This window comes from Spirillospora sp. NPDC046719 (genome assembly GCF_040645715.1).
In the GTDB taxonomy this organism is placed as follows: Bacteria; Actinomycetota; Actinomycetes; order Streptosporangiales; family Streptosporangiaceae; genus Spirillospora.
This window is the reverse complement of sequence record NZ_JBEYYT010000091.1, coordinates 20,220-27,441: the sequence shown is the minus strand read 5'-3', so window position 1 is coordinate 27,441 and position 7,222 is coordinate 20,220. Positions and strand designations below refer to the sequence as shown.

Annotated in this window: 4 protein-coding genes and 1 pseudogene; 4 read left to right on the top strand and 1 reads right to left on the bottom strand. The window is 73.3% G+C overall.

Annotated elements, in window-relative coordinates; all coding sequences use genetic code 11:
• The first annotated feature begins 81 nt into the window (after nt 1–81).
• Both ABZ914_RS17870 and ABZ914_RS17865 read left to right on the top strand, forming a co-directional pair.
• Nucleotides 82–2,624: pseudogene (locus ABZ914_RS17870) on the top strand (L-aspartate oxidase).
• Nucleotides 2,625–2,638: 14 nt separating this feature from the next.
• On the top strand, nt 2,639–3,421 hold the full coding sequence (locus tag ABZ914_RS17865; RefSeq protein WP_190859481.1) for a type III pantothenate kinase: 783 nt from the start codon (nt 2,639–2,641) through the stop codon (nt 3,419–3,421).
• Here the strand turns inward: ABZ914_RS17865 and ABZ914_RS17860 are convergent.
• Nucleotides 3,396–4,673, bottom strand: a complete 1,278-nt coding sequence (locus ABZ914_RS17860) for an MFS transporter (protein WP_500194075.1) — start codon at nt 4,671–4,673, stop codon at nt 3,396–3,398. The genes ABZ914_RS17865 and ABZ914_RS17860 overlap by 26 nt on opposite strands.
• A gap of 84 nt (nt 4,674–4,757) precedes the next feature.
• On the opposite strand from ABZ914_RS17860, the gene ABZ914_RS17855 reads away from it, so the two are divergent.
• Nucleotides 4,758–5,723 (top strand): LysR family transcriptional regulator, encoded by a 966-nt coding sequence (locus tag ABZ914_RS17855; RefSeq protein WP_433146709.1) that lies wholly within the window; start codon nt 4,758–4,760, stop codon nt 5,721–5,723.
• Complete coding sequence (gene lysX / locus ABZ914_RS17850; protein ID WP_387031917.1) at nt 5,720–7,210, top strand: bifunctional lysylphosphatidylglycerol synthetase/lysine--tRNA ligase LysX; 1,491 nt, start codon at nt 5,720–5,722, stop codon at nt 7,208–7,210. Before ABZ914_RS17855 ends, lysX begins: the two co-directional genes overlap by 4 nt.
• Nucleotides 7,211–7,222 lie beyond the last annotated feature (12 nt).

The window sequence follows — 7,222 nt, the reverse complement described above, 5'->3', positions numbered from 1 at the left end:
CATCCCGAAGGCGGGGGCCGGGCATCTGAGGCCGCCGGGGATAATGTCACAATGACGAGAACCGAACCCCGAGGAGGGCTCATGATCCCTTCCGTTCTCGACGCCCCCGCCCCCGGCTGGACGGCCGACGCCGACGTCGTCGTCATCGGCTCCGGCATCGCCGGTCTCGTCGCGGCGCTGCGCTGCCGCCCGCACGGGCGCGTCCTGCTCGTCACCAAGGCGCTGCTCGACGCCGGGTCCACCCGCTGGGCGCAGGGCGGCATCGCCTCCGCCCTCGCCCCCGACGACAGCCCCGAGGAGCACCTCGCCGACACCCTCACCGCCGGGGTGGGGCTCTGCGACGAGGCCGCCGTCCGCGTGCTCGTCACCGAGGGCCCGGACGCCGTCCGCGGGCTCATCGACCTCGGCGCCGCGTTCGACCGCTCCGGCGACGGGGAGATCGCGCTGACCCGCGAGGGCGGCCACCACCGCCGCCGCATCGCGCACGCCGGCGGCGACGCCACCGGCGCGGAGATCAGCCGCGCGCTGCTCGCCGAGCTGAAGGACTCCGGCGTCGAGGTCATCGAGCACGCCCTGGTCCTCGACCTGCTGAAGGACGCCGCCGGGCGCGCCGCCGGGATCACCCTGCACGTGATGGGCGAGGGCCAGCCGAACGGCGTCGGCGCCGTCCGCGCCCGCGCCGTCGTGCTCGCCACCGGCGGCCTCGGCCAGGTGTTCTCCGCCACCACCAACCCCGAGGTGTCGACCGGCGACGGCGTCGCGCTCGCGCTGCGCGCCGGCGCCGCCGTGGCCGACCTGGAGTTCGTCCAGTTCCACCCGACCCCGCTGTGGCTCGGCGAGGACGCGCGCGGGCAGCAGCCGCTGATCTCCGAGGCCGTCCGCGGCGAGGGCGCCCACCTGATCGACCACTCCGGCGAGCGGTTCATGGTCGGCCGCCACGAGCTCGCCGAACTCGCCCCCCGCGACGTCGTCGCGAAGGGGATCATGAACCGGATGCGGGAGACCGGCGAGCCCTGCATGCTGCTGGACGGCCGGCACTTCGGCGCGGCGATGTGGGAGCGGCGGTTCCCGACCATCCTGGCGGCGTGCCGGCACCACGGCATCGACCCGGTGACCGAGCCGATCCCGGTCGTCCCCGCCGCCCACTACTCCAGCGGCGGCGTCCGCACCGACCTGTACGGGCGCACGTCCGTGCCCGGCCTGTACGCGTGCGGCGAGGTCGCCTGTACGGGCGTGCACGGCGCGAACCGGCTGGCGTCCAACTCCCTCCTCGAAGGGCTGGTCTTCGCGGCCCGCATCGCCATCGCCCTCACCGACGACCTGGCGGCCGCCGAGTTCGCCGGCACCGCCGCGCCGCCCGACCCGGCCGCCTCGCCCGACATGGCGACCTCGCCCGGCGCGGCGCCGGGTGCGACCCGGGCCGGTGGGCTGGTCGACCCGGGGGCGCGGAGCGAGATCCAGCGGATCATGACCTCGCACGCCGGGGTGCTGCGGGGCGCCGAGGGACTCGACACGGCGGCGCGCGAGCTGGCCGCGCTCCCGCACGGCGGCGCGGAGCCCGGGGTGGAGGCGTGGGAGGCCACGAACCTGCACACCGTGGCGTCCGCCATCGTCGCGGCCGCCCGGCTGCGCGAGGAGACGCGCGGCAGCCACTGGCGGCAGGACTTCCCGGAACGTTCCGACGCGGGCTGGCGCGGGCATCTGGTCACGCGGCTGGCGGGGAACGTCCTGACGACGGCATACGAACCTCTGGAAGGGGACGACCAGTGACACCCGAACTCTCGCAGCGGCTCAAGGACGCCGGGCTCGATCCACAGGCTGTGGAAAACCTCGTCCGGACGGCCCTGGAGGAGGACGGCCCGGTCGACGTGACCAGCGAGCCGATCTTCGCACCGGAGTCGGCCTCGGCCGGGGACTTCCGGGCCCGGGAGGCGGGCGTCGTCGCCGGGATCCCGGTGGCCGCGGTCGTGTTCGAGCTGCTGGACGTCGCGTACGAGGCGAAGGCGGCGGACGGCGACCGGGTCGTCCCCGGCCAGGTGCTGATCTCCGTCGAGGGCCCCACCCGGGCCGTGCTCCGCGCGGAGCGGACGGCGCTGAACCTGCTGACGCACCTGTCCGGAATCGCGACCGCCGCGCGCCGCTGGACGGACGCGATGGAGGGCACGAAGGCGAGGGTCCGCGACACCCGCAAGACGCTGCCGGGCCTGCGCGCGCTCCAGAAGTACGCCGTGGCCTGCGGCGGCGGCGTCAACCACCGGATGGGCCTGCACGACTCCGCGCTGATCAAGGACAACCACGTCGCGGCGGCCGGAAGCGTCACCAAGGCCTACGAGGCGATCCGCGCGGTGTACCCGTCGCTGCACGTCCAGGTCGAGTGCGACACCCTCGAGCAGGTCGAGGAGGCGCTCGCGGTCGGCGCGAAGAGCATCCTGCTGGACAACATGACCGACGCGGAGATGGCCGAGGCGGTGCGGATCGTGGCGGGCCGGGCGGAGCTGGAGGCCAGCGGTGGGCTTACCCTGGAGCGGGCCCGAGACGTCGCCGTGACCGGGGTGGACTACCTTGCCGTCGGTGCGCTGACGCACTCGGCGCGCGTGTTCGACATCGGCCTTGACTTCTCCTGACCAGCGGGGACCGGATGCTGCTCACCATCGACGTCGGTAACACCCACACCGTCCTCGGGCTGTTCGAGGGCGAGGAGGTCATCGAGCACTGGAGGATCAACACCGATCCGCGGCGCACCGCCGACGAGATCGCGGTGGTCCTCCAGGGCCTGGTCCAGCAGAGCCCGCTGCTGGCCGAGACCGACATCAGCGGCATCGCGCTGTGCTCCACGGTCCCGTCCGTCCTGCACGAGATGCGGGAGATGTGCCGCCGCTACTACGGCGACGTGCCGGCGGTGATCGTGGAGCCCGGCGTCAAGACGGGCGTCCCCGTCCGGATGGACAACCCCAAGGAGGTCGGGGCCGACCGCATCGTGAACGCGCTGGCCGCCGTGCACACGCACGGCGGCCCCGCGATCGTGGTCGACTTCGGCACCGCGACGACGTTCGACGCCGTCTCGGCGAAGGGCGAGTACGTGGGCGGCGCCATCGCCCCGGGCATCGAGATCTCGATCGACGCGCTGTCGTCGCGCGGCGCGCAGCTGCACAAGATCGAGCTGGTCCGGCCGCGCAGCGTGATCGCGAAGAACACGGTGGAGGCACTGCAGTCCGGCATCATCTTCGGGTTCGCCGGGCAGGTGGACGGGATCGTCGAGCGGATGTCGGAGGAGCTGACCGACGAGCCCGACGAGGTGACCGTGATCGCGACCGGCGGCCTCGCGCCGCTGGTCCTGGAGGAGTCCCGCAGCATCGACGTGTTCGAGCCGTGGCTCACGCTGATCGGGCTCCGGCTCATCTACCAGCGGAACACTCCCTGACCTCGGGAATCTCCGGGACCGGGCCCCGCGCGGCGGGCGCCCGGCCAGGGACGCGCGGCTGCCGGGAGACGTAAACGAGGCACGCGGCCGCCAGCGCCGCCATGGCGGTGAGGGCCGCGCCGAGCGGGACCGCCTTGGCCAGGACGGTCAGCAGCAGCGGCGCGAACATCCCCACGTAGACCAGGGCGTAGGCGACGGCGGTGAGACCCGCGAGCTCGCCGGGCGAGGCGATCCGGGCGACCTCGCCGAGGCCGTAGGTCAGCACGAACCCGTACCCGGCGCCGAGCGCGACCGCCGCCACCGCGTTGATCTCGGGCAGGCCGGTGGCGATGGTCAGCGCGGCCAGCAGCAGCCCGCCGATGATCGCGCCGAGGCCGGCGCGGGCGACGAGCCGCGGATGCCGCGCCTCCAGCCGCCGGGCGACGGGCTGCGCCGCCATCCCGGACGCGAGGGTGAGCGCGGTGATGGCGCCCGCGTAGGCGATCGGCAGGTGGTGGACGGGCACGACCGCGGGCAGCAGCGCGAACGCGCTGACCGGTGCCGTGAACGTCCAGATGGCGACCGGCGCGATCGTCCGGCGGAACGCGGGATTGCGGACGCCCGACAACCCGAACCGTCCCCGCCCGGACGTGGTGGGTCCTCCGTTAGGGCCTTCCGCTGAGCTGCTCACGTGTGCGCGCGGGACGTGGGTCTCCGGCACGCGGAACGCGGGCGGCACCGTCAGCAGCATGATCAGCAGGTGCGGAAGGTACGCGGTGACCAGCGGGTGCGGCGCCCACTGCGCGACCAGCGCGGACGCCAGCGGGCCCGCGCCGAAGCCCGCCGAGACGGCGAGCGCCGTCATCCGGGTCCCGGAGACGGGCGTCAGCTCCTTCACCCACGCCGTGCCCGCGGCCAGGACGGCCCCGGTCACGACCCCCGCGAGCAGACGGCCCGCGTACAGCAGCGGCGGCGCCGCGACGCCCGCCATCAGCACCAGCGTGACGAGCGCGGACAGGCACGCGAACGGCAGTGCGATCCGGCGCCTGCCGTACCGGTCGGACGCCGGGCCGCCGAGGACGAGCCCGGGCACGAGACCGAGCGCGTACACGCCGAACATCGCCTGCGCGCCGCCGTCGCCGAGATGCAGCCGGTCGGTGTAGAGCCCGAGCAGCGACGCGAACTGGTTGGCGCCCCAGCCGACCCCGAACATGATCGAAGCGATCGGGAGCCAGCGGGCGGTACCGGACGGAAGGGACGGATCGCTGGTCATGATCCCTGTCTAGAACGTCCTGAACCGTCCTCCTCCGCCGCTTCGCGATTCGTGAACGGCCCTCGGCCGGTTACCGTGACGAGCATGGAACTGCGTGAGCTGGCCTCCTTCCTCGCGGTCGTCGAGGAAGGGCAGTTCGCGCGGGCCGCGGCCCGGCTGTTCCTGTCGCCGCCCGCGGTCACCGCGCACGTCCAGCGGCTCGAACGGGACCTCGGCGTCCGGCTGCTGGAACGGTCCCCGCTGCGGCTCACCGAGGCGGGGCGGCGGTTCGTCCCGCACGCCCGGGCCGCCCTCGCGGCCGTGGACGCCGCCGCCGACGCGGTCGCCGACCTGCGCGGCGACGACGACGGCGCCTTCCGCGTCGGCGTGATGGGGCACGGCTCCGCCGAGCTGACGCCCGCGATCGTCCGCGCGTTCCGGCAGGCCCGGCCCGGCGTCCGGCTGACGATCATGCCGCTGGACTTCACCGAGCACGTCTCCGCGCTGGTCGAGCGGAAGGTGGACGTCGCGTTCGTGCGCCCGGCGCCCGACGACGATCGGATCGCCAGCGACGTGCTGACCACCGAGCCGCGGATCGTCGGCGTCCCGGCGGACGGCCCCGTCGCGGAGGCCGGCGCGCTGCGCCTCGCCGACGTCCTCGACCTGCCGATCGTCGCCGTGCCCGACATCACGCCGAGCGTGTTCACCGACTACCTGTACTTCACCCCGGCGGTGAACGGCGAGCGCGGGCGGCGCGGCCCGGACGTCGCCCGCCACCCGCAGGACGTGATGCTCAGCATCGCCGCCGGGCGCACCGTCGGGTCGGCCCTGCGGTCGTTCGCCCGCTTCTACGCGTGGCCGGGCGTCCGGTACGTCCCGATCCTGGACGCGCCGTGGGACAGCAGCGTCCTCGCGACCCGCCGCGGCGACACCGACCCGCGCGTCGCCGCGTTCCGCGCGATCGCCGCCGCCCTGGCCCGCGACCTCGGCCCCCTCGTCTCGGCCGGGCCGGGCGATCACCCCGAACTCGTTCGCGGGGCGTCCGGTGGGCTGGATAGCCTTGAGCCGTGAGTGACGAGACCCTCGATGACCTTCCGGAGCAGATGCGCGTGCGCCGGGAGAAGCTCGACCGCCTGCGCGAGGCCGGCGTCGACCCCTATCCGGTGACCTTCCCGCGCACGGCGACGATCGCCGAGATCCGGGAGAAACACCCGGACCTGGAGCCGGGCACCGAGACGGGCGAGAAGGTCGGCGTCACCGGTCGCGTCATGCTGGTCCGCAACACCGGCAAGCTGTGCTTCGCCACGATCCGGGACGGCTCCGGCGACCTCCAGGTCATGCTGTCGCTGGCGAAGGTCGGGCAGGAGCAGCTCGACTTCTGGAAGCGCGAGGTGGACCTCGGCGACCACATCGGCGTCGAGGGCGAGGTGATCACCTCCAAGCGCGGCGAGCTGTCCGTGATGGCGGACCGGTTCGCGATCACCTCCAAGTGCCTGCGGCCGCTGCCGGAGAAGCACGCCGGCCTCACCGACCCCGAGGCCCGGGTGCGGCAGCGCTACGTCGACCTGATCGTCAACGACGAGGCCCGGAAGATGGCGCGGATCCGCAGCGCCACCGTGCGCGCCGTCCGCGACTTCTGGCACGAGGAGGGGTACCTCGAGGTCGAGACCCCGATGCTGCAGCCGATCCACGGCGGGGCGGCGGCGCGTCCGTTCAAGACGCACATCAACGCCTACGACATGGAGCTGTACCTGCGGATCGCGATCGAGCTGTACCTGAAGCGGCTCGTCGTCGGCGGCATCGAGAAGGTCTTCGAGATCAACCGCAACTTCCGCAACGAGGGCGCCGACTCCACCCACAACCCCGAGTTCACCATGCTCGAGGCGTACGGGACGTACCTCGACTACAACGACATGGCCGACCTGACCCAGCGGATGTACCAGAAGGCGGTCGTGGCCGCCCTCGGCACGTCCGTGGTCGTCCACGACGGCGTGGAGATCGACCTCGGCCTGCCCGAATGGCCGCGGATCACCCTGTACGGGTCGGTGTCGGAGGCGCTCGGCGAGGAGATCACCCCGCACACGCCGATCGAGACCGTCCGCAAGCTCGCCGACGCCCGCGGCATCAGCTGGGACCCCAAGTGGGGGCAGGGCAAGCTCGTCCAGGAGATCTTCGAGGAGCTGATCGAGCACACCCTCGTCCAGCCGACGTTCGTCATGGACTACCCGGTGGAGACCTCGCCGCTGACCCGCCAGCACCGGCGCGAGCCGCTGCTGACCGAGAAGTGGGACCTGATCGGGTTCGGCACCGAGCTCGGCACCGCCTACTCCGAGCTGGTCGACCCGGTCGAGCAGCGCCGCCGGCTCACCGAGCAGTCGCTGCTGGCGGCGGGCGGCGACCCCGAGGCGATGCAGCTGGACGAGGACTTCCTGCGCGCGCTGGAGTACGCGATGCCGCCGACCGGCGGGATGGGCGCCGGCATCGACCGGATGATCATGGCGTTCACCGGCAAGGGCATCCGCGACACGATCCTGTTCCCGCTGGTCAAGCCGGAGTAGCAGGCGGGGAGC

Bases quoted from the DNA above. Each gene is read 5' to 3' on its own strand.
- ABZ914_RS17865 (WP_190859481.1), top strand. From the start codon at position 2,639: ATGCTGCTCACCATCGACGTCGGTAACACCCACACCGTCCTCGGGCTG.
- ABZ914_RS17860 (WP_500194075.1), bottom strand. From the start codon at position 4,673: ATGACCAGCGATCCGTCCCTTCCGTCCGGTACCGCCCGCTGGCTCCCG.
- ABZ914_RS17855 (WP_433146709.1), top strand. From the start codon at position 4,758: ATGGAACTGCGTGAGCTGGCCTCCTTCCTCGCGGTCGTCGAGGAAGGG.